The following is a 26,158-nucleotide window of genomic DNA, read 5'->3' on the forward strand; positions in this document are numbered from 1 at the left end:
GCGCGGCGCGCCTCCGGACAGAAGGAGTTTCGGGATGAGCAAGGTTATCAAGGGCGGCACGATTGTCACTGCTGACCGGCAGTTCGAGGGCGATATCCGGATCGAGGGCGAGGTGATCGCCGAGATCGGGACTGGCCTGACCGGCGACGAGGTTGTCGATGCGGAAGGCGCCTATGTGATCCCCGGCGGCATTGACCCGCATACCCATCTTGAGATGCCGTTCATGGGGACGACGGCGGCGGAGACCTTTGAGACCGGCACCTGGGCGGCGGCGGTGGGTGGCACCACGATGCTGGTGGATTTCTGTCTGCCGGGTGCGGATGGGTCGATCAAGAACGCGATTGCCGAATGGCACCGCAAATCGGCGCCGCAGATTTGTACGGACATCGGCTATCACATGGCGATCACCGGCTGGAACGAGAACGTCTTTGACGAGATGAAGGACGCGGTTGACGCGGGCGTGAACAGCTTCAAGCATTTCATGGCCTACAAGGGCGCGCTGATGGTCGAGGATGACGAGATGTTCGCGTCATTTTCGCGCTGTCGCGAGTTGGGCGCGCTGCCGATGGTGCATGCCGAGAACGGCGATCTGGTTGATGCCCTGCAAAAGCAGTTTCTGGCCGAGGGCAAGACCGGGCCGGAATGGCACGCGCGCTCGCGCCCGCCGGAATTCGAGGGCGAGGCGGCCAATCGGGCGATCACCATCGCCGATGCCGCCGGCACGCCGCTTTATATCGTGCACGTCTCCTGCGAGCAGTCGCATGAGGCGATCCGCCGGGCCCGGCAAAAGGGGATGCGGGTGTATGGCGAGCCGCTGGCGCAATTCCTGACGCTCGATGACAGTGAATATCTGTCCAAGGATTGGCTGCATTCGGCGCAGCGGGTGATGTCGCCGCCGTTCCGGGGCAAGGAACATCAGGACGGGCTCTGGGCCGGGCTGCAAGCGGGATCCTTGCAGGTGGTGGCGACCGATCATGCGGCGTTTTCCTCGGAGCAGAAGAAGCTCGGGCTGCAGGATTTCACCCAGATTCCCAATGGCAGCAACGGCGTGGAAGAGCGGCTTGCGGTGCTCTGGACCCACGGGGTGGAGACCGGGCGGCTGACGCCGGAGGAATTTGTCGCCGTCACCTCGACCAATATCGCCAAGATATTGAATATCTATCCGAAAAAGGGCGCGCTGGTGCCGGGTGCCGATGCCGATATCGTGGTTTGGGATCCGAAAATCTCCAAAACCATCAGCGCCAGCAATCATCATTCGATCCTGGATTACAACGTGTTCGAGGGTATGCAGGTCAGCGCCCAGGCGCGTTACACGATCAGCCGGGGTGAGGTGATCTGGGCCTGGGGCCAGAACAGCCAGCCGCAACCGGGGCGTGGGCGTTTCGTGCCGCGACCGGCGTTTGCAAGTGCTGCCAAGGCCTTGAGCAAATGGAAGGCGCTGAACTCGCCCCGGTCGGTGCAGCGGGATCCGATGAACATTCCGGCGGGGATCTGAACTTCGTGCCACAAACCCCAGTCATCGAAGCGAAAAACCTGGATCTGACATTTCAGACCAATGACGGGCCGGTGCAGGCCTTGTCCGACATCAGCCTTGAAATTCGAGCCGGAGAATTTGTCAGCTTCATCGGCCCGTCAGGCTGTGGCAAGACGACGTTCCTGCGCTGTGTTGCGGCTTTGGAAACACCAACCGGCGGCAGCCTCAGCGTCAACGGCATGACGCCAGAGGCGGCGCGCCAGGCGCGGGCCTATGGGTATGTGTTTCAGGCGGCAGGGCTTTACCCCTGGCGCACCATTGCCGGGAATATCCGGCTGCCATTGGAGATCATGGGGTTTTCCAAGGCCGAACAGTTGAGCCGTGTCGACAAGGTGCTGGATCTTGTCGATCTGACCGGGTTTGGCGGCAAGTATCCCTGGCAATTGTCGGGCGGCATGCAGCAGCGGGCCAGTATCGCCCGGGCGCTGAGCTTTGACGCCGATATCCTGTTGATGGACGAACCCTTTGGCGCGCTGGACGAGATCGTGCGCGACCATCTGAACGAAGAATTGCTGAAGCTCTGGGCGCGGACCGGCAAGACCATCGGCTTTGTTACCCATTCGATTCCGGAGGCGGTGTATCTGTCGAGCAAGATCGTGGTGATGAGCCCGCGTCCCGGGCGGATCACCGATGTGATCGACAATCCGCTGCCGCGCGAACGCCCCCTGGATATCCGCGACACGCCGGAATTTCTGGCCGTCGCGCATCGGGTGCGCGAAGGGCTGCGGGCGGGGCATGCCTATGACTAAGGCGGAGACCAATCCCCTGCGCCGCGCGGCGGCTATCCGGAGCGCTTCGGGCGCCCTCCACCCTCCGGATTCGCCCCGCTGTTGCTGTAGGGTCGCGAGAGCCCCTTTCACCTTTCGCGGTCATCGGCTCTCCAGCCTGTACCGCCCCGACACTCAAACCGGAAATCCTTTCATCTTTCCTAAAATACTCAAAAAACGGCACGGGCTTCGGGCGTCGCAAGGTGAGTATTTGGAGAAAGCTGAATTGGGGCAGGTGGCGTCATGAGGCGGGTGCTGTTGCCAGTGTTGAGCGTCGTCGCGGTGATCGTGGCGCTGTGGTATCTGGCCTGCGTGCCGATGAACATGCACACGGCGCTGACCGAGGCCGAGCGGGCCGGGGCGGTGGTGAGCCCGACGGGCGCCAAGGCGCGACGCGACCTGTCGGCGATCGGGCTGGCGCTGAGGAATCCGGCGCAATGGGCCGATACCCTGACCCAGGCCAAGCCGCGCTTGCCGGCGCCGCATCAGGTCCTGGTCGAATTGTGGGACACCACGGTGAACAAAAAGATCACCAGCAAGCGCAGCCTGGTGTTTCATGGCTGGGTCACCTTGTCGGCGACGCTGCTCGGCTTTGCCATTGGCACCCTCGCCGGAATCGTTCTGGCGATCGGCATCGTGCATTCGCGGGCAATGGATATGTCGGTGATGCCCTGGGCGATTGCCTCGCAGACCATCCCGATCCTGGCGATTGCGCCGATGATCATCGTGGTGCTGAATTCATTGGGGGTGCAGGGGCTGATCCCGAAGGCGATCATCTCGGCCTATCTCTCGTTCTTTCCGGTGGTGGTGGGCATGGTCAAGGGGCTGCGCTCGCCTGCGGGAATGCAGCTTGACCTGCTCAGCACCTATCACGCCAGCCGGGCGCAGGTGTTCTGGCTGCTGCGGCTGCCAGCCTCGGTGCCCTATCTCTTTGCCTCGCTCAAGGTCGGGATCGCCGCCTCGCTGATCGGCGCCATTGTCGGGGAATTGCCGACCGGGGCGGTGCGCGGCTTGGGTGCGCGGCTGTTGTCGGGGAGCTATTATGGCCAGACCATCCAGATCTGGTCGGCGCTGTTCGCCACCGCGATCCTGGCGGCGGTTCTGGTGGCGCTGATCGCCGGGGTCGAACGGCTGACGCTGAAACGCATGGGGATGAACGGATGAACCTGGTTCTTGCCGCGCTCGCCCTCTGGGGCCTGGCCTGGGCGCTGAACGTTCGACTGGCCAATGGACCGGCTTCGGGCTGGGGGCTGACACGGCTGGCGGTGCCGGTGATCTTTGGCCTGACGCTGCTGATCATGTGGGAGCTGATCGTGCGCGGGCTGGCGGTGCCGGGGGTGATCCTGCCGCCGCCGTCGATGATCCTGGCGCGGATCGGGCAGGAGGGGCCGATCCTCTGGGCGGATTTCGTGCAGACCTTCGTCAAGGGGGCGCTGACCGGCTATGTGATCGGCTGCGCCGCAGCCTGTGTTGCCGCCATCGCGGTCGATCGCAGCGATTTTCTGCGCCGTGGCTTGCTGCCGGTCGGGTCGTTTGTCGCGGCCCTGCCGATCGTCGGCACCGCGCCGATCCTGGTGATGTGGTATGGTTTTGACTGGCACTCCAAGGCGGCGGTGGTGGTGGTGATGGTGTTCTTTCCGATGCTGGTGAACATCGTCGCGGGCCTGAGTGAGACCACCCAGATGCAACGCGACCAGATGCAGACCTGGGCGGCCAGCTATTGGCAGGGGCTGTGGAAGCTGCGCCTGCCTGCGGCGATGCCGTTTATCTTTAACGGGTTGAAAATTTCATCGACCCTGGCCCTGATCGGGGCCATCGTGGCGGAATTCTTTGGTTCTCCTATTGTCGGCATGGGATTTCGCATTTCAACATCGGTCGGGCAACTCGCGCTCGACATGGTCTGGGCTGAAATCGTCGTCGCCGCGGTGGCGGGATCGGCGTTTTACGGGTTAGTGGCGCTGATCGAAAAATGGGTCACATTCTGGCATCCGTCGCAAAGACGGTAACGCGAAAATAAACATCAACATGGGAGTTATCAAATGAAACGAGTATTGACCGGGGCCGCGATGGCCCTTGCCCTGGCCGCGGGCCCCGCAGTGGCGGCATCGCACAGCGACAACAGTGTGAAGCTGCAATTGCAATGGGTCACCCAGGCGCAATTCGCAGGCTATTATGTCGCACTTGAGAAGGGCTTTTATCAGGATGAAGGCATTGAGGTCACCATCCTGCCCGGTGGTCCGGACATCGCGCCGCCGCAGGTTCTGGCGGGCGGCGGTGCCGATGTGATGCTGAACTGGATGCCTTCGGCGCTTTCGGCGCGCGAAAAGGGCTTGCCGGTGGTGAACATCGCGCAGCCGTTCAAAACTTCGGGTCTGATGCTGACCTGCTGGAAAGACACCGGAATCACCAGCCCGCAGGATTTCAAGGGCAAGACCATCGGCGTCTGGTTCTTTGGCAATGAATACCCGTTCCTGAGCTGGATGAGCCAGGAAGGCATTTCCACCGATGGCGGACCGGATGGGGTGACGGTGTTGAAACAGGGCTTTAACGTTGATCCGTTGATCCAGCGTCAGGCCGATTGCATTTCGACAATGACCTATAACGAATACGGTCAGGTTCTGGATGCCGGGGTCAGCCCGGATGAATTGATCACGTTCAAATACGAAGATCAGGGGGTTGCCACGCTGGAAGACGGGATCTATGCCCTTGAAGAGAATTTGAAAGACACGGCATTCAAAGAAAAGATGGTGAAATTTGTGCGCGCTTCGATGAAGGGCTGGAAATACGCTGAAAGCAACCCTGACGAAGCGGCCGAGATTGTTCTGGAATACGATGAAACGGGTGCCCAGACCGAATCTCACCAAAAACGGATGATGGGCGAAATCGCCAAATTGACGGCTGGATCGAACGGCGCACTGGATCTGGCGGATTACAAGCGCACGGTCGACACTCTGCTGGCCGGCGGATCTGATCCGGTCATCAGCAAGGAACCTGTCGGAGCCTGGACGCATGAGATCACCGACGCCGCGTTGAAATAAATGCTTCGGGGCAGGGCGTCTGTCCTGCCCCGGACAGTTGAGGGGGAGAGAAACTGCAGGTGAGGGAGAGAGAAATGGCAGGTGACCTGTGACATTGAATGAAGTGGTGGACACATGGCTGAGCGCCTGGTCCGAGCCGGACGAGGCAACCAGGTTGGAGTTGCTGCGGAAAACGGTGCTGCCCGATATTCGTTATATCAGCCCGACCGGCGATGTGGTCGGACATGAGGGCGTGAATCAGATGATCGACGCGCTGCACAAGACGATGCGGCTCCAGGTGGTGAAGCGGGTAAGCAAGATCAACCACCACCATGATGTGGCCCGCTATCAATGGGAGTTTTCGCTGGAGGACGGCAATCCGTTTCCGGATGGCTATGACGTCGCCGAAATTGACCCGGAAACCGGCAAGCTGGCGCATGTCACGGTGTTCATGGGCGATCTGATCCCGCTGGCTCAAGAGGCCGGTTAAACGGCGGGCCGGGATCGGAGATTGATCATGATAAGTCCGCTTTTGCCGCGGAATTGGTAAATTAGATTGGTCTGACAGCAGGCAACGGGTGGCTCCACGGGCTTGAAAGACGACCTGGAAAAGGCGGTGCAACCACGCCGGTCTCGGCCGCAACTCGTGGCCGAGGCGATCAAGGCGTTGGTGGTGGAACGAGGCCTGCGCAAGGGCGATCGCCTGCCCGGCGAGGCCGCGTTGATGGACCGCTTTGGCATGGCCAAGGGCACCATCCGTTAAGCGATGCGGAGTCTGGATACGCAGGGCCTGGTGGTCAGCCGCACCGGACCTGGCGGCGGCAATTTCGTGCATGAGGTTTCACGCGAACGGGCCCGGGCGTTGCTGGGCAATTTCTTTTACTTTCGAAATCTGACCCTGGGCGAACTCTACCAGATTCGGCGGCTGCTCGAGCCGGAGCTGGTCGCTTCGCCGGCCGGCAAGCTGGACCCGGCGCAGCTTGACGCTCTGCTGGCCAGCTGTGACCCGCCCGCGACCTCGGTCGAGGAAGAGTGCGAACAGCATGTCGCCTTGCTCAAGTTTCACAGCCTGTTGGCGGAGTTTGCCGAAAACGAATTGCTGGGTTTCCTGATCGGATTCATGGCGCAGATCCTGACGGATCTGACCGTCAACCGAAAGCTCTACGCGCCGCCCAATGTTGAACTCCGGGCCAAGGGCCGCGCCGATCAGCTGTTGCTGATCGAGGCGCTGCGCGAGGGCGACGACGAGCGCGCCGGGCTGATCATGGCCGATCACCTGGCCACCGCAGAGGCGCTGATGGCGGGCCAGGAGGCCGAGGTCCTGAAGCAGTTCATGCGCCCCGGCGATTGACCAGACCAGACCCGGTGCAAGACGATTCGCGCGCGGTTCCCGCGTCTTGGGCGACGTTGTTCTATTGATTGGGCGACTGCCCAAAAAACATGCAGGATAAACTGACAATTTGCCTGTCTTTTCAACGTCGAAATTTCGACGGCGCAAATAAAAATGTTTCGCCATGCGGAATTGGCGGCTAGGCTTTCAGGACTTGCAACGATCTGTGCCAGCGCTTGCGTTAAGGCACGAAATCATCGGGAGGATATTAAATGGATCGTCGTTCCTTTTTGAAGACGTCGGCACTGGGTGGTGGCGCGGCCGCTGCGACATCGCTGGCGGCACCGGCTCTGGCTCAGGGCAAGGTCACGCTGACCATGGTCACCACCTGGCCACGCGGCCTGGCTGGGGTCTGGGATTCGGTTGAACGTTTCGCCAACAACGTGACCGCAATGTCCGACGGCAGCCTGACCATCGAGGCCAAGGCCGCCGGAGAACTGGTGGGCGCGTTCGAATCCTTCGATGCGGTCACGTCCGGCCAGGCCGATATCTATCACGGCGCCGACTATTATTTCGTCGGCCAGCATCCGGCCTTTGCCTATTTCACCGCTGTGCCCTTTGGCATGACCGCCCCTGAAATTATGACTTGGTATTATGCCGGGGATGGCATGAAGCTGCACCATGAGCTGGGCGAAATCTTTGGCCTGAAATCCTTCCTTGCCGGGCAGACTGCCGCGCAGGGTGGTGGTTGGTTCCGCAAGCCGGTGAATTCGCCGGACGATTTCAAGGGGCTGAAATTCCGCATGCCCGGCCTTGGCGGCCAGGTGATGGCGAAACTGGGCGCATCGGTTCAGGTGCTTCCGGGCGGCGAGATCTATCAGGCGCTGTCCACCGGTGCCCTGGACGCCACCGAATGGATCGGCCCCTGGTCCGACGAAAAGCTGGGCCTGCAAGAGGTCTGCGACAACTACTACCCGGCTGGGTTCCACGAACCCGGTGCGGCGCTTTCGGTGGCCTGCAACCTGGATGTGTTCAACGGGCTGAGCCCGGCGCATCAAAAGATCATCGAGATCGCAGCGGCCGAAGACCATCAGGCCAATTATGCGCTGTTCATCAGCAACAACGGCCCGGCGCTGCAGCGGTTGAAAAACGGCGGCACGCAGATCCATGCTTTCGCGGATTCGATCTGGGATGCCTTTGGTGCCGCCTCGAAAGAGGTTCTGGACGGCTTCATGGACGACGAATTGTTCGCCAAGATCCGTGCCTCGGCCGAAGCGTCGATGTCCAGCACCGCTGGTTGGGTGTCGGTTTCGGATGCCACCTATGCGGCGCAACGCAGCCGTGTGATGGGCTGATCTGCATCGCAGAACCAACAAACAGGCTGCGCGCCTCGGGTGCGCAGCCTTTTGACACTTGCCGTCGATAACTGGCGCAGGCGCCAGGCGGCGACATCCGGGGGGGATTTGCAGATGGACGCGCTGATCTGGCTGGTGACCCAGATGGGGATGGGGGTCTATAATTTCGGCTATGCGATCACCCATCCATGGCTGTGGCTCGACTGGAGCAACAAGGAAAGCCTGATGCGATTCATCTACTATGGTGGATCGGTCGAATTGTTCTTTGCGCTGTTCGATGGCTTTCTGATGGTCACCCTGATCGGAATGTACTTTCGCCCCTTCATGTGGGCCTGTGTCAGGATCCTGGAGGGCGTGGCCAATACGGTCGGGCGCACCGCTGCCTGGGCCGGGCTGGTCATGGTGGCGATCCAGACCATGGTGGTGTTTCTCCAATCTATTTTCCGGCTGGGTGAAATCACTGTCGCGCCGCTGGGGCTGGGTTTGACCTATTCGGTCACCTGGTGGTCCGAGGGGCTGAAATTCTGGAACGCGGTGATCGTGGCGCTCTGTGTCAGCTACACCTTTGTGCAAGGCGGGCATGTGCGGGTCGACCTGATCTATGCGCCGCTGAAACACCGGGCCAAACGGATGGTCGACATGTTTGGTGCGCTGTTCCTGATGGTGCCGACGGCCATTCTGACCTGGATGTATGCCTGGTTCTTTCTCTGGCGGCATCTGATCACGCCGAAAGTATCGGCCAGCGACAAGCTGGAGCTGCTTGAGCGCAAGGCAAGGATCGTCAAGTGGAAGGTGGAAACCATCGGGTTCAGCCCGGACGGGTTCAACGCCTATTTCCTGTTCAAGGTGCTGATACTCTGCTTTGTGGCGCTGGTTCTTGTGCAGGCGATTGCGTTTTTCTACCGGTCCTATCTGGAATTGATCGAGGGCGAGGCGTCGGCGGGGAAATACCTTGACCGTGACACGCTCGGCGAAGGCGAAGAAGCCTTTGAAGGCACGCATTAAAGGGGCGATGGGCGATGATTTTCGGACTTGATGGCGTCGAGATAGGGCTGATCATCGTGTTTCTCAGCCTGTTTGCTGGGATCCTGTCGGGGTTTCCGGTGGCTTTTGCCATATCCGGCGCCGGTATCTTTGCCTTTACCATCATCGCCTATTTGGACAGCCACGGGCTGTTGATTCACCAGGTGATCGACACCGGGAGCCAGGCCTATCGCGATCTCTTGGGGAGCGGGGCCCGCCCGGATTCAATCTCCACTTTCCGCTATCCCGATTTGCCGACGCTGGCGCAGCCGCTGTTCGACCGCGGTTGGGAAACCGCGATTGACCGCAACCTGTCATTCATCGTGAACCGGATGAACGAACGGGTCTTCGCCGGTCAATCGATCGAGACGCTGCTGGCGGTGCTGATGTTCGTGTTGATGGGGATCACCCTGGAACGCTCGAAGATCGCCAATGATCTGCTGACCACCATGGCGCGGGTGTTTGGCCCGCTGCCCGGCGGGCTGGCGGTGTCGGTGGTGGTGGTCGGTGCGTTTCTGGCGGCCTCGACCGGGATCGTCGGGGCCACCGTGGTCACCATGGGGTTGCTGTCGCTGCCGACGATGCTGCGCAATGGCTATTCGCCGGAACTGTCCACCGGGGTGATTGCCGCCTCGGGCACCCTGGGGCAGATCATCCCGCCGTCAATCGTGATTGTGCTGCTCGGCACCCTGGCGGGCGATCTCTATTCCGCCGCGCAAGAGGCGCGGGCGCAGAGTTATGGCTGTTCGGATGCGCTGACCTATCTGGGGCGTCCGGCGGTGGTGTCGGTGGGCACCCTGTTCCAGGCGGCGATGCTGCCGGGGGTGATGCTGGCCATGCTCTATGCCGGCTACGCCTTTGTCTATGCGGTGCTGAACCCGAGCAAGGCGCCGGCCGTGCATGTCGAGCAGAAAAGCAGTGAAGTGATCACCCGCAGCGAGGCGCTGACCTGGCTGGTGTTTGCGCCGGTGGTGCTGATTGGCGGGCTGTTCCTGTTGATCGAGACCGGCGTGGTCGGATCCCAGGACCTGACCGTTTCGGAATTCTCCAAGGCCTCGAAAGGCGCGGATCTGCGCACCAATGTCAGTGCTGAGTGCAAGGTCGCGATGATCGAACTGCACGGTCAGGAGAAATGGGACAACGCAGTCCAGCAGCAAAAGGACATCGAAGAGGCTGGCGGCGCCCGGCAGAGCGTCCGGTTGACCGGTGAGGAACTGGCGGCGGTGAAAGCGGCCAAGCTGGCGGATGCGGCGCCGATTGGCACCGGCATTTCGATCCTGGCCCTGTTGGCCCTTCTGACCCTGGCCTCCGCCCGTGGGGTGCGCCCCTCGGCGCCGACCGAACCGCTGATCATCGGTGGTGCCGGGGCGCTGGCGCTGTTGCTGGTCGATGTGTTGTTCATCGCCCCGGACACCACGCCGCTGGTGACGGTGCTGATCATCGCGCTGCCGGCCTTGGTGGCGCTCTGGGGGATGCGCTATGCGGCCGGCCTGTTGGCGCAGAACGAATTGATCCGGGTGGTGTTCCCACCGCTGGTGCTGATCATTGCGGTGCTGGGTTCGATCCTCGGCGGGATCACCAACCCGACACCGGCGGCGGCGCTGGGGGCGGCAGGGGCCATCATGCTGGCCGCCTATCGACGGCTGAAGGACGAAGGCCGCTCCGGCAAGATCGTCATCCGCTCGACCCTGGCGGTGGTGATCATGATCCTGGTGGGGGCGAATTTCGACCTGCGCACCACCCAGTCCGACGCCGGTTTGGAAAACTGGGTGGCGTTCCTGGTCGCCTATGGCGCGTTTCTCTACGCCGCCTTCGGCCTCGCCTATTCCGGCTGGACGCTTTACCGGGGCAGGGTGCTGACACCGGTGGTGCGCGAAACCGCCAAGGTGACCTCGATGGTGTTCACCATCCTGATCGGCTCGCAATTGCTGAATCTGGTGGTGATCTCATTTGGCGGCGAGCATTACATTCAGGAGTTCCTGCGCAGTTTCGACAGTGAATTCCAGGTATTCCTGATCGTGATGCTGGTGCTGTTCGTACTCGGCTTCGTGCTCGATTTCCTTGAGATCATCTACATTGTGATCCCGATTGTCGGGCCGGTGATCTATGGCGGCACCTTTGATCCGAAATGGGTGACGATCATGATCGCGGTGAACCTGCAAACCTCGTTCCTGACGCCACCTTTCGGGTTCGCGCTGTTCTATCTGCGCGGGGTGGCGCCGCCTTCGGTCACGACAGGGCACATCTATCGCGGGATCATCCCGTTCGTGCTGATCCAGATCGCCGGGCTGGCGTTGCTGTGGTTCCTGCCCGGAATCGTTACCATCGTGCCGGATCTGATGCCGAATTGATCGGGCGGGCTGGCTGGGTCAGCCGGACTTGAACAGAGGCCCCGCGCCGGATCGGTGCGGGGCCTCTTGAATCAGGCGCAGAGCCAGGCCGGGATTTCAGGCGCTGGCGTGGTTTCGTAGCGCTTCGGCAAGGTCGCCATAGCCGGTGAAGCGACGCTCAAAGATCAGGCCAAGGCGGCGGGCGGCGGCTTCGGCGCGGGCGGTCAGCCCGGGGTCTTCGGTCTGCGCCAGATAGACCAGCTTTTCGTAATTGCCGAAATAGGCCTCGCGCAGCTCGGGATGCCGGTCCAGCCCCAGAGGGCGCCAGACCAGGCTGTCGAACTGCCGGGCGAGAAAATCGGTGAGATAGAACGAGGTGACCTCACCCCGCGCGGCAAAGTCTTCATTGCCGTCAAAGAAGCTGTAGCAATGCGGCCCCGCCAGCATCTGCAGGCCCAGACGGTCACAGGTCGCAGCCAGCCGCCCACCGGTGCCGCAATCGGCATAGAGCACAAAGATATCGTCGTACGCGCCACCATGGCGCGCCACCGCCTGTTCCACCGCATCGGCGATCTGGTCGGGGCGATTGTGCAGCTTGGCCGGGAGGCAGTGCAGGTCGTAATGATCCCATTTGTTCAGAGCGATCAGCGCCAGAACCTCGCGCGCCAGGGCGCCACAGGCCAGCAGCAGGTTGCGGCCCCGACCGCTGGCAGGCAATCCGGTTTCGGTCAGGCTGGTGTCGTCGGGCAAGTGCATGGCGGTTTGCGGTTCGGGATTGGGATTGGGATTGGGATTAGAGCGGGGTTAGAGAGCGGATCAAGTCACCCAGAGGGCCGACCGGTGGGGCTGGAGGAGGGGGCTGTCTGCCCCCACCCGGGGCCCATGGCCCCGGGCCCCCGAGGATATTTTTGACCAGAGGAAGCCAGCGGCGGGCGTCCACGGATCGTCCGGTCAGGAGGCGACGCCCTGGTTGTGTTTGCGCGCGACAAAGGCCTTGGCGGTTTCGACCGCGACCGCGGCGTCGCGGCAATAGGCATCGGCACCGATCGCCTTGCCAAATTCCTCGTTCAGCGGTGCACCACCGACCAGCACGAAGTAATCGTCGCGAATGCCCTGGTCCTTCAGCGTGTCGATGACCACCTTCATATAGGGCATGGTGGTGGTCAGCAGCGCCGACATCCCGAGGATATCCGCCGATTCCGATTTCAGCGCATCGAGATAGGCGTCAACGGCGTTGTTGATGCCCAGATCGACGATCTCGAATCCGGCGCCCTCCATCATCATCGCCACCAGATTCTTGCCAATGTCATGGATGTCGCCCTTGACGGTGCCGATCACCATCTTGCCCATCCGTGGCGCGCCGGTTTCCACCAGCAGCGGCTTCAGGATGGCCATGCCGCCCTTCATCGCATTGGCGGCCAGCAGCACCTCGGGCACGAACAGGATGCCGTCTCGGAAATCATTGCCGACGATGGTCATGCCGCCGACAAGCGCCCTGGTCAGCACGTCGTAGGGCGTCCAGTCCCGGGACAGCAGGATCTGCACCGATTCCTCGATCTCTTCACGCAGGCCATCATAGAGGTCGTCGTACATCTGCTGGACGAGGTCGTCGTCGTTGAGATCGGCGAGGATGATGTCGTCATCGTCTTCGGACATGGGCATGTTATCCTTTTTCATCCGGCACAAGCGCGCCGACGCATCTGTTCCACCCATCGGGCAATTGCGCCTATTTCACTGGCCGAATTGCGACATGGGCGGTGGTTCAACCGACCTATAGACGTTTTCTTGGACCGAGGAGATTGAATAATCTTCATGGAGATCATGGGGCTGTTGTGTTTGTTCTTTATTTGTTCCAGATTTGGGGCATGGATAAGGGATTTCAGGGCTTTCGGGCCGGGCAGGACTTGGCGGCGCATCGGCTCGATGATCGGCAGCGGCGCGGCCGTGCGGCGGCGAGCAATCGCGCCGGACGGTTTGAGCGGCAAGAGCGGGTGGCCGAATCCGACGGCTGGGATTTGGAGGAGGCGCTGCCGGTCCTGCGCACCGAGGTCCGCCATGAACGTCTGCGCCGGGTCATCACCTACAACCGCGCGCCGGATCTGCCGTTCGACCGCTCGATCAACCCCTATCGCGGCTGCGAACATGGCTGCATCTATTGCTTTGCCCGCCCGACCCACGCCTGGCTGGGTCTGTCGGCGGGGCTGGATTTCGAAACCCGGCTGGTGGCGCGCCCCGGTGCCGCGGCGGGGCTGGAGCGGGAACTGGCGGCGCCGGGATATCGCGTCGCGCCGATCGCGTTGGGGACCAACACCGACCCCTATCAGCCGCTGGAGCAGCGCGAAGGTGTCACCCGGGCGCTGCTGCTGGTGCTGCTGCGCAGCCGCCATCCGGTGGCCATCGTCACCAAGGGTCGGTTGATCCTGCGCGATTTGGATCTGCTACAGGAGATGGCCGAGCTCGGGCTGGTGCGGGTCGGGATTTCTCTGACCACGCTCGATCCGGCTCTGTCGCGGCGGATGGAGCCGCGCGCGCCGGCCCCCGCCAAGCGGCTGCAAGTGATCCGGGCGCTGGCCGAGGCCGGGATCCCGGTGCGGGTGATGACGTCACCGATCATTCCGGGGCTGACCGACCACGAGGTCGAAGCGCTGTTGCAGGCCGCCGCCGATGCCGGGGCGCAGGCGGCGAGCTGGGTCATGCTGCGGCTGCCGCTGGAGGTGGCGCCGCTGTTTCGCGACTGGCTGGCCGAACACTACCCGGACCGGGCAGGACGGGTGATGAGGCGGGTGCGCGAGATGCATGGTGGCAAGGATTACGAGGCCAAATGGGGGCTCAGGATGCGCGGCAGTGGCGCCTATGCCGAGATGATCGCGCAACGCTTTGCCACCTGCGCCCGCCGACTTGGCCTGGACCGGCCGCAGCCGGGCCTGCGTTGCGATCTGTTTCGGGCGCCGGAGGTGGCGGCGCGGCAATTGCCGTTGTTTTGAGGGGGCGACGGCCCCCATCCTGACCTTCCCCCTGGGCGGGGGAAGCGAGCGTCTGGTCGGGCGACCCAGTTCGATCTGGGTTTAAGCCTGGTTGTGAAGCGGTGGCAGGGCGTCAGGCGCGGCGGCGGCCGCGGCGTTCGCGCTTTGGCGCGTCTCCGTCGCCGGTGCCGTCCGAGGCCGAAGAGAATCCGCCAAGCTTGGCGGTGATGTCTTCCAGCGAGGGGCGCGGGCCGCGCGGGCGGGTGCTCAGCGCCTCGTGCATCTTTTCCAGATGCTCGGGCATGGTGCCGCAGCAGCCGCCGATGATGGTGGCGCCGCAATCGCGGGCCATCACCGCGTAATCGGCCATCAGGTCCGGGGTGCCGTCATAATGGATATGGCCGTCGGAATATTTCGGGATCCCGGCATTGCCCTTGGAGATGATCGGCCGCTCGCTGCCCTGGGCGACAAAGCCCAGCACCGTGCGCAGTATGTCAGCGGCGCCAACGCCGCAATTGGCGCCATAGGCGATCGGCGGGTTCGGCAGTTTCTCGACCATGGTGACCATATCGGCCGAGGTCAGCCCCATCATCGTGCGCCCGGCGGTGTCAAAGCTCATGGTGCCGCACCAGGGCATGCCGGCAAGGGCAAAGGCTTCGGCTGCGGCGCGGAATTCCTCGGGGGCGGAGATGGTTTCCAGCCACAGCACATCGGCGCCGCCCTGTTTCAGCCCCTCGGCCTGTTCGTGGAACATCTCGACCGCGATTTCATGGGTGAGTGAGCCCATCGGCGCCATGATCTCACCGGTTGGGCCAACCGATCCGGCGACCACCACCTGGCGGCCGGATTTGTCGGCGACTTCACGGCCGAGCTCGGCGGCGACGCGATTCAATTCGCGCACCCGCGACTGGGCATTGTGCAGTTTCAGCCGTGCCGCATTGCCGCCAAAGCTGTTGGTCAGAAAGATGTCGCTGCCGGCATCCACCGCAAAGGAATAAAGTTTGCGGATCTTGTCGGGTGCATCGACGTTCCACAATTCCGGCGGGTCGCCAGCGCCGAGCCCCATGTTGAACAGGTTGGTACCGGTGGCGCCGTCGGCCATCAGCCAGTCGCGCTCGCTCAGCAATCGGGTGAGGGCGTCGGTCATCTATGGACTCCGGGGGTGGATTTCGGTTCGGCGCGGTGTCTCATGTTCCGGTCGCAAAAGCAATGGCGCGGCATTCATGATGCTTGTGAAGCGGGTTCATCGCGCTCCGCCGCAGCAACCCGGAGTCTGGCGAGACCGGCCAGCGCCTGCCGGAGTTCGCACCGAAAGCCGGGCATGAAAAGGGCCGCAGAGAGCGGCCCAAACTTCATCCATCGCATCAGCAACGGCGGCTTATGCGCTGAATTATCAGCCTTCCGATACCAGCTGAGCCTTGGCCACCACCAGCATCTCGTCGAGCTTGGCGCGGATGGTGTCGGCATCGGCCAGATGACCCAGATCGCCAACCAGCTTGCGCACCACGTCTTCGATTCCGGATTCTTCAAAATCCGATTTCACCACTTCGGTGGCATAGGCGTTGGCGTCGTCGCCGGTCTTGCCCAGCAGCTCGGCGGCCCAAAGTCCGACCAGCTTGTTGCGGCGGGCTTCGGCGCGGAAAAGCATTTCCGCGTCATGGGCGAATTTGTTCTCGAAGGCGTTTGCACGGTCATCAAAGGTGGTCATGTCTGGTCCCTTTCGGCATGGCTCGCCCCGATATGCCGTGTGCGCCGCCGCGACGCAAGAGACAAGCCCGCCGGTTCGCTTGCGGCAAACCCGCCCATGACATATGAGGGCGGCAAAGGCGAGACTCGGCTCGCCCCTCATGCGGGGACCTCATGGCACGACGCAAGAAGATTTACGAAGGCAAAGCCAAGATCCTGTACGAAGGCCCGGAACCGGGCACAATCGTGCAATATTTCAAGGATGACGCCACCGCTTTCAACGCCCAGAAAAAGGAGGTGTTCGAAGGCAAGGGGGTGCTGAACAACCGGTTGAGCGAATTCTTCATGACCGGGCTGAACAGCATCGGGGTGCCGACCCATTTCATCCGTCGCCTGAACATGCGCGAACAGCTGTGCCGGGCCTGCGAGATCATTCCGCTTGAGGTCGTGGTGCGCAACTACGCCGCCGGGTCGATGTCCAAGCGCCTGGGTCTGGAAGAGGGCATGGCGCTGCCACGGCCGATCGTCGAATATTACTTCAAGGACGACAATCTCGGCGATCCAATGGTCACCGAGGAACATATCGCGGCCTTCAACTGGGCCAGCCAGCAGGATATGGATGACATTCTGGCGCTGGCGCTCAGGGTCAACGATTTCCTGTCTGGGATGATGCTGGCGGTCGGGATCAAGCTGATCGATTTCAAGATCGAGATCGGCCGCGTTTTTGATGGCGATTTTCAGCGTCTGGTGGTGGCGGATGAGATCAGCCCTGACAGCTGTCGGCTCTGGGATATCGAGACCGGGCAGAAGCTGGACAAGGATGTGTTCCGCCGCGATCTGGGCTCGCTCACCGATGCCTATTCCGAGGTCGCCCGCCGTCTGGGGGTGCTGCAAGCCGCCCCGACCGCGGTGACCAAACCGACTTTGATCAACTGAAAGGGCCGGGGATGAAGGCGCGGGTGCAAGTGATGCTGAAAACCGGGGTGCTCGATCCGCAGGGCGAGGCCGTGCGCCACGCGCTCGGCTCGCTCGGCTTTGCCGGGGTGCAGGGGGTGCGCCAGGGCAAGGTGATCGAACTGGAGCTGGCCGAGGGCACCGACGAGGCCACGGTCAAGGCGATGTGCGAAAAGCTGCTCGCCAATACGGTGATCGAAAGTTACTCGATCGAGATGTGAGGGCGCAGGGTTTACAAGTGAACACGGCCTGAACGGCGCGCCCCTGGGTGCGCCGAAATCCTTTGTTTGGGGCAATCTGGCTTTGGCGCAGGGTGTGGCAAATCGGTCCTGGTTTTCGATGGTTCTGCTGGGCGGGGATGCTGTCCGGGCCGGTCGTTCGGATGCAGCAGGCGGTTCTGGTGTGCGCCCGCCCGATGTGATTGATGTGATTGTCGGGCGCGCCGATCTCAGGGGACCGGTGATCGAGCTTGTCGCCGATGTTGATCCCCTCGGGAAACGTCGATATGAGCCGAGCTATCGCGCGTGAGATTCCGCTGAACCAGACCGGCGCGGCGCTGACGGCGTGCAACGGCCCGACCCTGCCAGGGGTTGCGCTCATCACCGATTTCAGCCGCGAGGGAGCCCTGCCCATGAAAGCCGCCATCCTGGTGTTTCCCGGAAGCAATTGCGACCGCGACCTGAAGGTCGCCTTCGAGGCCGCCGGGGCGGATGTGACCATGGTCTGGCACAAGGAGGCGGCGCTGCCCGAGGCGGTCGATATCGTCGGCGTGCCGGGCGGATTCTCGTTTGGGGATTATCTGCGCTGCGGCGCGATTGCCGCCAATTCGCCGATCTGCGCCGGGCTGAAGCGACATGTCGCGCGCGGCGGCTATGCTCTGGGCGTCTGCAACGGCTTTCAGGTGCTGACCGAGACCCGGCTGCTGCCCGGCGCCCTGCTGCGCAATGCCGGGCTGAAATATGTCTGCCGGACCGTGCCGCTGCTGGTGCGGACCTCGGACAGTGCCTTTACCCGGAGCTGGACTGCCGGCACCGAGCTGCAGATCCCGATTGCCCATCACGATGGCAATTACCAGGCCGATCCCGAGGTTCTGGCGCAGCTTGAGGCCGAGGATCGCATCGCCTTTAGCTATAACGACAATCCGAACGGGTCGGTCGGGGACATTGCCGGGGTGCTCAGCGCCAATCGTCGGGTGCTGGGGATGATGCCGCATCCCGAACGCGCCGCCGATCCCGGCCATGGCGGCACCGACGGGCGGGCGATGTTCGCCGGGCTGATGGAGGCGCTGGTCAGCGCCTGATCGCGGGCGCTCGGTTTGGGTTCCGGTGCAAGAAGGGGCGTTGCCCCCGCCGGGCCTGCGGCCCGACTCCCCCAGAATATTTTTGGCAAGATGAAGATGGCGGCAGGTTGCCGGTCACGACATGCTGAGCATGGGTGGGGTTGAGGGGCACCGGTGGGCGGCGTAGTCTGGTGGAAACAGGCAGGGGATGCCGATGGCTCTCACCGAAGACAGCGGCGCGGAGGCGAACCGGACGATCAGCTGGCGCGCGCGGATCGGGTTGCTGATCTTTGTTGCGATCGCTTGCGGCGTGGTGCTGGTGACCAACTGGCTGCTGACCGAACGCTTCACCCAGAACACCCGCAGCCGGGCCGAGCTGCGGCTGGCGCTTTATGGCGGCAATCTGGTCAGCGAGTTGCAGCGCAATTCCATCGTGCCGCAGCTTCTGAGCCGGGACCCGGCGTTGATCGGGGCGCTGAACGGTCAGGATTTTTCGCAATCTACCCAGCGGTTGATTTCCTTTGTCGATGAGATCGGCGCCGCCAGCCTGATGTTGCTGGACAGCGATGGCCGGTCGGTCGCCGCCACCGACCGCAACCGGCTGGGCGAATCGCACCGGCAGGCGCCTTATTTCGTTGATGCGCTGCGCTCCAATGGCACCGTGTTTTCGCTGCTTGAGCGCGAGGCGGGTGGGTATCGCTTTACCTATTCGCGCAAACTGGAATCGCAGGGGCAAGCCCTGGGCGTGGTGATTGTCGAGGTCGATCTGCAGAAATTCGAGCGCGCCTGGGCGGGGATTTCGGATGCGGTGCATGTGACCGATTCCACCGGCCGGATCATTCTGGCGACCGAGCCGCGCTGGCGTGGCAAATCCGAGGCCGACGCGTTGGCGGCGGAACCCCCGGCCAGTGCCATTCAGCGTGCCATCCAGGCCACCGCCGATTGGACCGCGCTGCCGGCCGATGCCTATCTCGGTGGCGAGGCGGTGATGCGGATGTCGGCGCGGATCCCGTTTCGCGGCTGGCAGGTGACCAGTTTTACCACCTATGCCAGCATCCGCGAGCGGGTGAACGGGGTCATCGCCTCCGAGATCATGGCTTTCGCCATCCTGCTGGCCCTGACCTTTTATGTGTTGAGCCGCAAGAACGCGTTGCAGAGCGCCTTTTTTCAACGTGAATCGGCGGAGCTTCGCGCATTGAACGCCAGGCTGCAGCGGGAAATCGCCGAGCGTGAGCGGGTGCAGGAGAACCTGGCGGTGGCCGAACAGACCCTGGCACAGAGCTCGAAACTGGCGGCGCTGGGTGAGATGTCGGCGGCGGTCAGCCATGAGTTGAACCAGCCGTTGGCGGCGATGAAAACCTATCTCGCCGGGGCCGGCCTGCTGCTGCGCCGCAACCGTCCGGACGAGGCGCTGTCGTCATTCCAGCGGATCGACGACCTGATCGAGCGGATGGGCGCGATCACCAAGCAATTGAAGTCCTATGCCCGTAAGGGTGCCGATGAGCTGGCGCCTGTAAATATGGTCCAGTCGGTGCATTCGGCGCTGTCGATGATGGAGCCGCAGCTGAAGCGGCACCAGGTGCGGCTGAACCTGGCGATGCCGGATCAACCGGTGATGGTGATGGGCGATCGGGTGCGGATCGAACAGGTGATCATCAACCTGATGCGCAACGCCATCGACGCCACCCTGACCGTGGACCCGCCGCAGATCGACGTGCTGCTTTCGGCCGGGGAAACCGCCACCCTGACGGTGCGCGACAATGGCCAGGGGATCGACGATCTGACCTCACTTTTTGAGCCGTTCTACACCACCAAGAAGCCCGGCGACGGGGTCGGGTTGGGGCTTGCGATTTCCTCGGGGATCGTGAACGACCTTGGCGGGCGCCTGACGGCGCGCAATGCCTCGGTCGGTGGGGCGGTGTTCGAGATGCAGCTGCCAATCCTGACCGAAGCCGTGAAGGCGGCTGAATAACGACGGAACAAGACATGAGCGGAGAATAGACGTGCAAAAAGGCATGAAGATCGCGATTGTGGATGACGAACAGGACATGCGTCATTCGATCAGCCAATGGCTGGCCCTGTCCGGCTATGACACCGAAACCTTTGCCAGCGCCGAAGAGGCGCTGCGCAGCCTCGGCCCGGACTATCCCGGGATCGTGATTTCCGACATCAAGATGCCGGGCATGGACGGGATGCAGTTTCTGAAGAAACTGATGGGCAGCGACAGTGCCTTGCCGGTGATCATGATCACCGGCCATGGCGACGTGCCGATGGCGGTCGAAGCGATGCGCATCGGCGCCTTTGATTTCCTGGAAAAGCCGTTCAACCCGGACCGGATGACCGAATTGGCGAAGAAGGCCGCCAATGCCCGGCGGCTGACCATGGACAACCGCGAATTGCGCCGCGAATTGTCGGATGGCAGCCAATTGATGAGCAAGCTGATCGGCAATTCCCCGGCGATGGAGCGGCTGCGCGAGGATATCCTCGACCTCGGCCAGGCCGATGGCCATGTGCTGATCGACGGCGAGACCGGCACCGGCAAGACCCTTGTCGCCCATGCCTTGCATGCGGTCGGGGCGCGGGCGGGCAAGAAATTCGTGCTGGTCTCCTGCGGGGCGATGGATGAATCGCGGCTGGAAAAGCGGCTGTTCGGGCCGATGCTGCCCGAGGACAGCCAATTGCCGGCGATCGAAGAGGCGCGTGGCGGCACCCTGGTGCTGGAAGACATCGAAAAGTTGCCCGAGATCCTGCAGGCGCGGCTGTTGTCGGTGATCAATGAACAGGGCAATCCGGCGGAAACCCGGATCGTGGCGATCTCGAACCTGCAAGAGCAGGACAAGACCTGTGAGGATGCGCTGCGCCCCGATCTGTTCTACCGGCTGGCGGCCTTGCGGATCACTGTGCCACCGCTGCGTCAGCGCGGCGAGGATATCCTGGCGATGTTCACCCAGCTGTCAGAGCAATTCGCCGATGAATATGGCTGTCCGACACCGCAGGTGACCGCCCAGGAGGCGGCGCAGCTGTTGCAGGCGCCCTGGCCGGGCAATGTGCGGCAGTTGATCAATGTCGCCGAGCGCGCGGTGCTGCAATCGCGGCGCGGATCCGGCAGCATCACCAGCCTGCTGATGAGCGATCACGACGAGATGCAGCCGGTGATGACCACCGAGGGCAAGCCGCTGAAGGAATATGTCGAGGCGTTCGAACGGATGCTGATCGACAACACCATGCGCCGTCACAAGGGCTCGATTGCCAATGTGATGGATGAGCTGTGCCTGCCGCGCCGGACCCTGAACGAGAAGATGGCGAAATACGGGTTGCACCGGCAGGATTACCTATAGGGCGCGTGTCTTGGGACGCGGATCCCACGGCGCTTCGAGATGGATTAAAATTAGCGCGAAAAATAACGGCAAATTCGCGGAATGCGGGTGTCGGTCAGTCTGGCGTTCAGTTTTCGCATTGTATTCACCGAATGAATGCTTCTATCCTGTAAGGACGCCGATCTGTGTCTGACGCAGGCTGGTTGAGAGTTTCGCTGGATCGTCCTATGGCCCCCTGTAACCGGGTGGACCGGGCGGGACAGACCGATAGGGGCCCCGCCGGGGCCGAAAGAATGCCCGGAGACGCGCAAGCGGTCGATCGGGCGCTGAATGGGTGGCGCGCCCGATGAATGAGGCCGCCGCCGGAGAAGAAACGCGATGAGGCGCGCGGGATCATTTGCAGCCGGATTGGGGGGCTTTATGGGCCCTGTACGGTTGACCAGGATCCACGGCGCTGCCGCATTCGCCCCTGACAGACACGACGCCAGATGCCTCGCCCCGCCGGGAAAACCGCCGGGCCGGGGCCGCTCGCGTGCGTGCAAACGGATAAAATGGCTAAGAAAATGCTTATCGATGCCACCCACGCGGAAGAGACCCGCGTTGTGGTGGTTGACGGAAACAAGGTCGAGGAATTCGACTTTGAATCAGAAAACAAACGCCAGCTAGCTGGCAACATCTATCTGGCAAAGGTGACCCGGGTCGAACCGTCCTTGCAGGCCGCCTTTATCGATTACGGCGGCAACCGACACGGGTTCCTGGCGTTCTCGGAAATCCACCCGGACTATTACCAGATTCCCGTCGCCGACCGCGAGGCGCTGATGGAAGAAGAGCGCGCCGATGCCGAAGCGGCCAGCGCGCGCGAAGATCAGGACGACAAGCGCAAACGCCCGTCCCGGTCGCGCAGCCGGTCACGGCCGGCCAAGGCCGACTCTGACGACGCCGTCGCGACACTTGAGACCGATCAGATCGACGGGATGGAAACGATTGACCTGGATGACGAGGTGCCCGAGGGCAGCTCGCCGATGGAAAACGTCGCCGAAACCCCGGTCGAAGAGCCGGATGACCAGAGTGACGCTGTCTCTGACGGCGACAGTGATGACGACGGTGACGAGCTTGCGGATGCGGCCAGCCGCGACAGCGAGATCGAAGACCTTGCCGATGAGGACGACCAGGAAGACATCCGCCCGGTGCGCAAACCGCGCGCCCGGCGCTACAAGATCCAGGAAGTCATCAAGGTTCGCCAGATCCTGCTGGTGCAAGTGGTCAAAGAGGAACGCGGCAACAAGGGCGCGGCGCTGACCACCTATCTGTCGCTGGCCGGACGTTATTGCGTGCTGATGCCGAACACCGCGCGTGGCGGCGGGATTTCCCGCAAGATCACCAATGCGGTCGACCGCAAGAAGCTCAAGGAAATCGCCAACGAGATCGACGTGCCGCGCGGCGCCGGGCTGATCGTGCGCACCGCCGGTGCAAAACGCACCAAGACCGAGATCAAGCGCGATTACGAATATCTGCAACGGATGTGGGAACAGATCCGCGAGCTGACGCTGAAATCGGTGGCGCCGGCAAAAATCTATGAAGAGGGCGACCTGATCAAACGCTCGATCCGCGACCTTTACAGCCGCGAGATCGACGAGGTTCTGGTCGAGGGCGAGCGCGGCTATCGCAACGCCAAAGACTTCATGAAGATGATCATGCCCTCGCATGCCAAGAACGTGAAAAACTATCAGGACACGCTGCCGCTGTTCGCCCGCTTCCAGGTCGAAAGCTATCTCGGTGGCATGTTCAACCCGGTGGTGCAGCTGAAATCCGGTGGCTACATCGTGATCGGCGTGACCGAGGCGCTGGTGGCGATCGACGTGAACTCCGGCCGGGCCACCAAGGAAGGCTCGATCGAGCAGACCGCGTTGAACACCAACCTTGAGGCCGCCGAAGAGGTGGCGCGCCAGCTGCGGCTGCGCGATCTGGCCGGGCTGATCGTCATCGACTTCATCGACATGGACGAGCGCAAGAACAACGCCGCCGTCGAAAAGCGGATGAAGGACAAGCTGAAGACCGACCGGGCCCGTATTCAGGTGGGTCGGATTTCCGGCTTTGGCCTGATGGAAATGTCGCGTCAGCGTCTGCGCCCCGGCATGATCGAGGCGACGACACAGCCCTGCCATGTCTGTCACGGCACCGGGTTGATCCGCTCTGACGACAATATGGCGCTGAGCATCCTGCGCCAGATCGAAGAAGAGGGCACAAGGCGCCGGTCGCGTGAGGTGCTGGTGAAATGTCCGGTGGGAATCGCCAATTACCTGATGAACCAGAAGCGCGAACATGTCGCCACCATCGAGGGCCGCTATGGCATGGCGGTGCGCATCGAGGGCGATCCGCTGCTGGTCAGCCCGGATTTCACCCTGGAAAAACTGAAGACTGCGACGCGGATCGTTCAGGAAATCCCGTTGGTTGTGTCGGCCAATTCGTCCTACATGGATGAAGCCGACGACGATGTTGTCGAGGAAAAGGATGAGGATGAGGTTGACGCCGCAGCTGAGGCTGAGGCGGCTGAGACCGGGTCTGAGTCCAGCACGGGCAACGGTGCTGATGGCGAGAACGGCCAGCCGAAGAAGAAACGGCGGCGGCGGCGGCGGCGGAAGTCGAAATCGGGTGCCGATGGCAACCCGCAGAACGGCGAGTCCGCTGACAATGGCGAGGGCGACGAGTCCGACGAGGCCGAAGATCAGGCCGATATCGCTCCGGTCGTCGACGCCCCGGTGAGCGAGACGCCTGCGGTGGTTGAGGCGGCGGCGGAGGCCCCGGTTGAACCCGTCTCCGAAACCCCGGCAGAGCCGGTGACGGATGAAACGGAAGCAGAGGCTCCGGCGGCCAAGCCGAAGACCAGCCGCGCGAAGACCACCCGTAGCCGGTCGACCAGCAGCACCGCGAAAACCGCCAAGAAACCGGCGACCCGCAGCCGTGCCAAGGCCAGCGATGCCGCGGCAACCGAGGATGCGGCCGAGGCGGTGCGTGCCGAAGCGCCCGCAAGTGAGGCGGCCGAGGCCCCGGCGAAACCCGCCGCCAAGCCGCGCACCCGAACCCGGGCGGCCGCCAAGCCGAAGGCCGCGCCCGCGCCGGAACCCGTCGCCGAAGCGCCCGCCCCGGAACCTGTCGCCGAAACGCCCGCGCCGGAACCTGTCGCCGAGGCGCCCACGCCGGAACCGATGGCGACACCGGCACCCGCCCCGGAACCGGTAGCGACACCGGCACCCGAACCGGCACCGGTGGCCGCAACCCCGGCGCCGGAACCCGTGGCCGCTGCGCCTGCACCAGAACCGGTCGCCGAAAGTGCCCCGGCCGAGGCTGATGACAAGCCGAAGAAACGTGGCTGGTGGTCGCTGGGCCGCTAAGCCTGCCGACACGGACAAGACAACGCCGCGCCCCAAAAGGGTGCGGCGTTTTCGTCAGCCGCGTTCGATTTCAAACAGTTGGGTGGCGCCTTCGTCGGTGGATGAGATCAGGCGATGCCCGGCCTCGGCGCAGAAATGCGGGATGTCGATCACCGCAACCGGATCGCTGGTGCGGATCCGCAATTTCTGACCGGGGGTCATGGCGTTCAACGCCTTGCGCGCCTTCAGCACCGGCAACGGGCAGAGCAGATCGGTCGCATCAAGGATGTCATCGGCGCGCGGCATAGGGCTTTGTCGCCGGGGTGGCGGGCGCTGTCCAGTGGCGAAGCCGCCGCGCCACAAGTCAGGCCACGCGGTTGTGACATCTCAGCGCGTGACGGGCGCGCGGCACTGCGCTAAGCCGGGATCATGTTCGGGATCGATATCATAGACGCGGGTTTGCTACCGGCGATGCTTGTAGCGCTGTTCGCCGGGGTGATCTCATTCCTCAGCCCCTGCGTGCTGCCGATCGTGCCGCCCTATCTGGCCTATATGTCCGGGGTGTCGATGGCCGATCTTGGCCAGGGCGGGCGCCGCAGCCGCTCGGTGATTCCGGCGCTGTTCTTTGTCATGGGCCTGTCGACGGTGTTCCTGCTGATGGGCTTTGCCGCCAGCACCATGGGCCGGGTGTTCCTAGCCTGGCAGGGCTGGTTCAGCACCCTGGCCGGGCTGCTGGTGATGGTCTTCGGGCTGCATTTCCTTGGCATTGTGCGGATCGGGTTCCTGATGCGCGAGGCGCGGCTGGATGCCGGGGATCGCGGCGGCAGCGCCTTTGGCGCCTATGTGCTGGGCCTCGCCTTTGCCTTTGGCTGGACGCCCTGCATCGGGCCGCAGCTGGGCGCGATCCTGTCGCTGGCGGCGTCGGAGGCGAATATCGCCCGGGGCACCTTGCTGCTGGCCATCTATGCGCTGGGGCTTGGGGTGCCGTTCCTGCTGGTCGCGGCCTTCCTGCCGCGCCTCACCGGGCTGATGGGCTGGATGAAGCGCCATATGGAGATCATCGAACGGGTGATGGGCCTGCTGCTCTGGACCATCGGACTGATGATGCTGACCGGTGGTTTCTCATCGCTGTCCTATTGGCTGCTGGAAACCTTTCCGGGGCTTGCGGTGCTGGGCTGAGGCCATAAACTCGCCGGAAATTCAGGCTAGGCTGACGCCAGCAGGAGGCAGAG

The 26,158-nt window shown here is 62.8% G+C and carries 25 protein-coding genes; 20 read left to right on the top strand and 5 right to left on the bottom strand.

Annotated elements, in window-relative coordinates; genetic code table 11:
- Positions 1-34: 34 nt before the first annotated feature.
- The 11 genes from hydA (at position 35) to P1U48_RS01150 (ending at position 11,377) form a co-directional block, all read left to right on the top strand.
- Positions 35-1,495, top strand: coding sequence for a dihydropyrimidinase (hydA, locus tag P1U48_RS01105; protein ID WP_301066324.1), 1,461 nt, complete (start codon positions 35-37; stop codon positions 1,493-1,495).
- Entirely contained in the window at positions 1,429-2,283 is an 855-nt protein-coding gene (locus P1U48_RS01110; protein ID WP_301066325.1) for an ABC transporter ATP-binding protein, read from the top strand. The genes hydA and P1U48_RS01110 overlap by 67 nt, the downstream gene beginning before the upstream one ends.
- Positions 2,284-2,544: 261 nt before the next feature.
- The gene (locus P1U48_RS01115) at positions 2,545-3,465 is read left to right on the top strand and encodes an ABC transporter permease (RefSeq protein WP_301066326.1); all 921 of its coding nucleotides are present in this window, start codon (positions 2,545-2,547) and stop codon (positions 3,463-3,465) included.
- Positions 3,462-4,307: an ABC transporter permease gene (locus P1U48_RS01120; RefSeq protein WP_301066327.1), complete on the top strand. Its 846-nt coding sequence runs from the start codon at positions 3,462-3,464 to the stop codon at positions 4,305-4,307. The genes P1U48_RS01115 and P1U48_RS01120 overlap by 4 nt, the downstream gene beginning before the upstream one ends.
- A 33-nt stretch (positions 4,308-4,340) precedes the next feature.
- On the top strand, positions 4,341-5,339 hold the full coding sequence (locus P1U48_RS01125) for an ABC transporter substrate-binding protein (RefSeq protein WP_301066328.1): 999 nt from the start codon (positions 4,341-4,343) through the stop codon (positions 5,337-5,339).
- An 88-nt stretch (positions 5,340-5,427) separates the two neighbouring features.
- Positions 5,428-5,808: a hypothetical protein gene (locus tag P1U48_RS01130; protein WP_301066330.1), complete on the top strand. Its 381-nt coding sequence runs from the start codon at positions 5,428-5,430 to the stop codon at positions 5,806-5,808.
- Positions 5,809-5,910: 102 nt separating this feature from the next.
- Positions 5,911-6,081 carry a hypothetical protein gene (locus P1U48_RS18160; RefSeq protein WP_366142852.1) on the top strand — a complete coding sequence of 57 codons (171 nt, stop codon included), beginning with the start codon at positions 5,911-5,913 and terminating at the stop codon, positions 6,079-6,081.
- A 3-nt stretch (positions 6,082-6,084) separates the two neighbouring features.
- Positions 6,085-6,669 (top strand): FCD domain-containing protein, encoded by a 585-nt coding sequence (locus P1U48_RS01135; RefSeq protein ID WP_366142853.1) that lies wholly within the window; start codon positions 6,085-6,087, stop codon positions 6,667-6,669.
- Between the two features lie 251 nt (positions 6,670-6,920).
- Positions 6,921-8,003 (top strand): twin-arginine translocation signal domain-containing protein, encoded by a 1,083-nt coding sequence (locus P1U48_RS01140; protein ID WP_301066332.1) that lies wholly within the window; start codon positions 6,921-6,923, stop codon positions 8,001-8,003.
- Between the two features lie 114 nt (positions 8,004-8,117).
- The gene (locus P1U48_RS01145; RefSeq protein WP_301066334.1) at positions 8,118-9,008 is read left to right on the top strand and encodes a TRAP transporter small permease subunit; all 891 of its coding nucleotides are present in this window, start codon (positions 8,118-8,120) and stop codon (positions 9,006-9,008) included.
- 14 nt (positions 9,009-9,022) lie between these two features.
- Positions 9,023-11,377 carry a TRAP transporter large permease subunit gene (locus P1U48_RS01150; RefSeq protein WP_301066336.1) on the top strand — a complete coding sequence of 785 codons (2,355 nt, stop codon included), beginning with the start codon at positions 9,023-9,025 and terminating at the stop codon, positions 11,375-11,377.
- 96 nt (positions 11,378-11,473) lie between these two features.
- Here P1U48_RS01150 and P1U48_RS01155 read toward each other — a convergent pair whose 3' ends face one another.
- On the bottom strand, positions 11,474-12,112 hold the full coding sequence (locus tag P1U48_RS01155) for a DUF1638 domain-containing protein (RefSeq protein ID WP_301066337.1): 639 nt from the start codon (positions 12,110-12,112) through the stop codon (positions 11,474-11,476).
- A gap of 195 nt (positions 12,113-12,307) precedes the next feature.
- Positions 12,308-13,012 (bottom strand): B12-binding domain-containing protein, encoded by a 705-nt coding sequence (locus P1U48_RS01160; protein ID WP_301066338.1) that lies wholly within the window; start codon positions 13,010-13,012, stop codon positions 12,308-12,310.
- Positions 13,013-13,221: 209 nt separating this feature from the next.
- On the opposite strand from P1U48_RS01160, the gene P1U48_RS01165 reads away from it, so the two are divergent.
- The gene (locus P1U48_RS01165) at positions 13,222-14,340 is read left to right on the top strand and encodes a PA0069 family radical SAM protein (RefSeq protein WP_301066339.1); all 1,119 of its coding nucleotides are present in this window, start codon (positions 13,222-13,224) and stop codon (positions 14,338-14,340) included.
- 112 nt (positions 14,341-14,452) lie between these two features.
- Here P1U48_RS01165 and bmt read toward each other — a convergent pair whose 3' ends face one another.
- Together bmt and P1U48_RS01175 are read right to left on the bottom strand one after the other, a co-directional pair.
- A complete protein-coding gene (gene bmt / locus P1U48_RS01170) occupies positions 14,453-15,466 on the bottom strand; it encodes a betaine--homocysteine S-methyltransferase (protein WP_301066340.1) in 1,014 nt (337 codons plus the stop codon).
- A gap of 246 nt (positions 15,467-15,712) precedes the next feature.
- On the bottom strand, positions 15,713-16,027 hold the full coding sequence (locus P1U48_RS01175) for a DUF1476 domain-containing protein (RefSeq protein WP_301066341.1): 315 nt from the start codon (positions 16,025-16,027) through the stop codon (positions 15,713-15,715).
- 152 nt (positions 16,028-16,179) lie between these two features.
- On the opposite strand from P1U48_RS01175, the gene purC reads away from it, so the two are divergent.
- The 7 genes from purC to P1U48_RS01210 all read left to right on the top strand — a co-directional run bounded on the left by purC (position 16,180) and on the right by P1U48_RS01210 (position 24,947).
- Positions 16,180-16,941, top strand: a complete 762-nt coding sequence (gene purC / locus P1U48_RS01180; RefSeq protein WP_301066342.1) for a phosphoribosylaminoimidazolesuccinocarboxamide synthase — start codon at positions 16,180-16,182, stop codon at positions 16,939-16,941.
- An 11-nt stretch (positions 16,942-16,952) separates the two neighbouring features.
- Positions 16,953-17,180, top strand: a complete 228-nt coding sequence (purS, locus tag P1U48_RS01185) for a phosphoribosylformylglycinamidine synthase subunit PurS (protein WP_301066343.1) — start codon at positions 16,953-16,955, stop codon at positions 17,178-17,180.
- 118 nt (positions 17,181-17,298) lie between these two features.
- Positions 17,299-17,487 (top strand): hypothetical protein, encoded by a 189-nt coding sequence (locus P1U48_RS01190; RefSeq protein WP_301066344.1) that lies wholly within the window; start codon positions 17,299-17,301, stop codon positions 17,485-17,487.
- 103 nt (positions 17,488-17,590) lie between these two features.
- Positions 17,591-18,259: a phosphoribosylformylglycinamidine synthase subunit PurQ gene (purQ, locus tag P1U48_RS01195; protein ID WP_301066856.1), complete on the top strand. Its 669-nt coding sequence runs from the start codon at positions 17,591-17,593 to the stop codon at positions 18,257-18,259.
- Positions 18,260-18,452: 193 nt separating this feature from the next.
- The gene (locus P1U48_RS01200; RefSeq protein WP_301066345.1) at positions 18,453-20,210 is read left to right on the top strand and encodes an ATP-binding protein; all 1,758 of its coding nucleotides are present in this window, start codon (positions 18,453-18,455) and stop codon (positions 20,208-20,210) included.
- Positions 20,211-20,241: 31 nt separating this feature from the next.
- Positions 20,242-21,576, top strand: a complete 1,335-nt coding sequence (locus P1U48_RS01205; protein WP_301066346.1) for a sigma-54 dependent transcriptional regulator — start codon at positions 20,242-20,244, stop codon at positions 21,574-21,576.
- 542 nt (positions 21,577-22,118) lie between these two features.
- Positions 22,119-24,947 (top strand): ribonuclease E/G, encoded by a 2,829-nt coding sequence (locus P1U48_RS01210; protein ID WP_301066347.1) that lies wholly within the window; start codon positions 22,119-22,121, stop codon positions 24,945-24,947.
- Between the two features lie 54 nt (positions 24,948-25,001).
- Here the strand turns inward: P1U48_RS01210 and P1U48_RS01215 are convergent, their stop codons facing one another.
- Positions 25,002-25,232 (bottom strand): sulfurtransferase TusA family protein, encoded by a 231-nt coding sequence (locus P1U48_RS01215; RefSeq protein ID WP_301066348.1) that lies wholly within the window; start codon positions 25,230-25,232, stop codon positions 25,002-25,004.
- 123 nt (positions 25,233-25,355) lie between these two features.
- Between P1U48_RS01215 and P1U48_RS01220 the strand changes: the two genes are divergently transcribed.
- Positions 25,356-26,105, top strand: coding sequence for a cytochrome c biogenesis protein CcdA (locus P1U48_RS01220; RefSeq protein WP_301066349.1), 750 nt, complete (start codon positions 25,356-25,358; stop codon positions 26,103-26,105).
- Positions 26,106-26,158: the final 53 nt, after the last annotated feature.

This window comes from Pseudooceanicola sp. (assembly GCF_029213205.1).
Lineage (GTDB): Bacteria > Pseudomonadota > Alphaproteobacteria > Rhodobacterales > Rhodobacteraceae > Pseudooceanicola.

What these genes read in the sequence shown, in the direction of transcription:
- hydA (WP_301066324.1), top strand. Translation starts at nt 35, where the DNA reads ATGAGCAAGGTTATCAAGGGCGGCACGATTGTCACTGCTGACCGGCAG.
- P1U48_RS01110 (WP_301066325.1), top strand. Translation starts at nt 1,429, where the DNA reads ATGGAAGGCGCTGAACTCGCCCCGGTCGGTGCAGCGGGATCCGATGAA.
- P1U48_RS01115 (WP_301066326.1), top strand. Translation starts at nt 2,545, where the DNA reads ATGAGGCGGGTGCTGTTGCCAGTGTTGAGCGTCGTCGCGGTGATCGTG.
- P1U48_RS01120 (WP_301066327.1), top strand. Translation starts at nt 3,462, where the DNA reads ATGAACCTGGTTCTTGCCGCGCTCGCCCTCTGGGGCCTGGCCTGGGCG.
- P1U48_RS01125 (WP_301066328.1), top strand. Translation starts at nt 4,341, where the DNA reads ATGAAACGAGTATTGACCGGGGCCGCGATGGCCCTTGCCCTGGCCGCG.
- P1U48_RS01135 (WP_366142853.1), top strand. Translation starts at nt 6,085, where the DNA reads ATGCGGAGTCTGGATACGCAGGGCCTGGTGGTCAGCCGCACCGGACCT.
- P1U48_RS01140 (WP_301066332.1), top strand. Translation starts at nt 6,921, where the DNA reads ATGGATCGTCGTTCCTTTTTGAAGACGTCGGCACTGGGTGGTGGCGCG.
- P1U48_RS01145 (WP_301066334.1), top strand. Translation starts at nt 8,118, where the DNA reads ATGGACGCGCTGATCTGGCTGGTGACCCAGATGGGGATGGGGGTCTAT.
- P1U48_RS01150 (WP_301066336.1), top strand. Translation starts at nt 9,023, where the DNA reads ATGATTTTCGGACTTGATGGCGTCGAGATAGGGCTGATCATCGTGTTT.
- P1U48_RS01155 (WP_301066337.1), bottom strand. Translation starts at nt 12,112, where the DNA reads ATGCACTTGCCCGACGACACCAGCCTGACCGAAACCGGATTGCCTGCC.
- P1U48_RS01160 (WP_301066338.1), bottom strand. Translation starts at nt 13,012, where the DNA reads ATGTCCGAAGACGATGACGACATCATCCTCGCCGATCTCAACGACGAC.
- P1U48_RS01165 (WP_301066339.1), top strand. Translation starts at nt 13,222, where the DNA reads ATGGATAAGGGATTTCAGGGCTTTCGGGCCGGGCAGGACTTGGCGGCG.
- bmt (WP_301066340.1), bottom strand. Translation starts at nt 15,466, where the DNA reads ATGACCGACGCCCTCACCCGATTGCTGAGCGAGCGCGACTGGCTGATG.
- P1U48_RS01175 (WP_301066341.1), bottom strand. Translation starts at nt 16,027, where the DNA reads ATGACCACCTTTGATGACCGTGCAAACGCCTTCGAGAACAAATTCGCC.
- purC (WP_301066342.1), top strand. Translation starts at nt 16,180, where the DNA reads ATGGCACGACGCAAGAAGATTTACGAAGGCAAAGCCAAGATCCTGTAC.
- purS (WP_301066343.1), top strand. Translation starts at nt 16,953, where the DNA reads ATGAAGGCGCGGGTGCAAGTGATGCTGAAAACCGGGGTGCTCGATCCG.
- P1U48_RS01190 (WP_301066344.1), top strand. Translation starts at nt 17,299, where the DNA reads ATGGTTCTGCTGGGCGGGGATGCTGTCCGGGCCGGTCGTTCGGATGCA.
- purQ (WP_301066856.1), top strand. Translation starts at nt 17,591, where the DNA reads ATGAAAGCCGCCATCCTGGTGTTTCCCGGAAGCAATTGCGACCGCGAC.
- P1U48_RS01200 (WP_301066345.1), top strand. Translation starts at nt 18,453, where the DNA reads ATGGCTCTCACCGAAGACAGCGGCGCGGAGGCGAACCGGACGATCAGC.
- P1U48_RS01210 (WP_301066347.1), top strand. Translation starts at nt 22,119, where the DNA reads ATGCTTATCGATGCCACCCACGCGGAAGAGACCCGCGTTGTGGTGGTT.
- P1U48_RS01215 (WP_301066348.1), bottom strand. Translation starts at nt 25,232, where the DNA reads ATGCCGCGCGCCGATGACATCCTTGATGCGACCGATCTGCTCTGCCCG.
- P1U48_RS01220 (WP_301066349.1), top strand. Translation starts at nt 25,356, where the DNA reads ATGTTCGGGATCGATATCATAGACGCGGGTTTGCTACCGGCGATGCTT.